2 protein-coding genes are annotated in these 1364 nt (G+C 61.2%); both read left to right on the forward strand.

Features of this window, described 5'->3' with window-relative positions; all coding sequences use genetic code 11:
- Window positions 1-2 precede the first annotated feature (2 nt).
- Complete coding sequence (locus ASC93_RS06195) at window positions 3-266, forward strand: PAAR domain-containing protein (RefSeq protein ID WP_056438782.1); 264 nt, start codon at window positions 3-5, stop codon at window positions 264-266.
- A gap of 76 nt (window positions 267-342) precedes the next feature.
- A partial coding sequence (locus ASC93_RS06200) for a virulence factor (RefSeq protein WP_229412619.1) occupies window positions 343-1364 on the forward strand: 1022 nt, incomplete at its 3' end.

Raw genomic sequence — 1364 nt, forward strand, 5'->3', positions numbered from 1 at the left:
ACATGCGCAACGTCATCCGCCTGAACGATCCGACCTCGCACGGCGGCAAGGTCATAACAGCATCTCCCAACAGCAAGGTGCTCGGCGTCGCGGTCGCGCGCAAGGGCGACCGCTGCCTGTGCCCGATCCGCGGCCACGACATTTGCGTTATCGCGGAGGGCGACCCGCAGGTGCTGATCGATGGTGTGCCGGTCGCGTTCGATGGCCATGCAACGAGCTGCGGCGCCAAGCTGATATCGACCGTGGGCACGAGCGGCCGTGGTTAAGCGTCGGTCGTTGTTCACCACGCGGCTTGCTTCAGGCATCCCGTTGCGCCAGGTTGCTCAAGGCGTTCGGCAATGCATGAGTGCCTTTGCTACGTTCACGTTCGGCATCACGATGGCACTGATGGCCCGTCCCGTCGACGCGGAAGCGGTTTCGGGCACGCGGCAGGATTCCCCGCTTGTACGGCCTTACATGGCCCAGGTCGTCGGTTTGCAGTGGCTTAATCCGCTGGAGCGCATGGACTATCCGACCGAATGGCAACTGCTTTGGACACTGGGCTTGGTCAAGCCCAATCCAGACGATGATATGGTGAGGGCAGAGCCGCAGACATTTACCAAGCTCCAGGCAATTGCGGCGATCGTCGATCCCAACCGCGGTAGGGATAGCTTCGACGCTTTTCATAAAAAATACGTGAAAGAGTTAATCTTTGAGTTTCGAGATATCTACTTCATGGATTCCGGCTACTTCTATAACGCTCATGACGTCAAAAACAAGTCGACCTGGCGCGAGTTGGCCGGGATCCACGTCGAGTACGCCCTCCCGGCAGATAAGCTCGATCCTGTCAGTGCGGCGAATACCACGAGGGACGTGATTGTTAGAGCCTTCGACATCGGGCACCCTGACTTTCCCAACTCCTGGACCCGCAGCACCCCACCCGACGTCCGCGTGACCCCTGGCGGCGCCAACGCCGGATTCAGTTCGTTATCGGCAGCACTCGACTACCTGCAGGCACACCCGAAGGAAACCGTCTGGGTCATGAACTGGGACGCGCCGAGCTATCCGCCGAAGGACGAGCAAATCAACGAGAACATGGTCCTCCTGATTCTGGCCGGCCCCGACTTCAAGACGGAGCGTGCCCCGCTGGCCTGGCTCGGCTATCCTGCCAGCGCGAAGGTCGCCGACTTCGACAGTGGCAAGGACAAGCCGCCGCGCGTCATCCAGGCATGGAAGGCCGCCGTCGAAAAAGCGGCGCACAACGCCGGCAAGCACACGACCGACGTCGGCTACGTCATCCACGATGCCAATAACGCCGCCAGCAACAACGCCGCCACCGCATCCGACCGCATCGCCGCGCTGGCGCGTACCGTGACCGAGGAGAT

It is taken from the genome of Massilia sp. Root335 (assembly GCF_001425685.1).
Taxonomy (GTDB): domain Bacteria; phylum Pseudomonadota; class Gammaproteobacteria; order Burkholderiales; family Burkholderiaceae_D; genus Telluria; species Telluria luteola.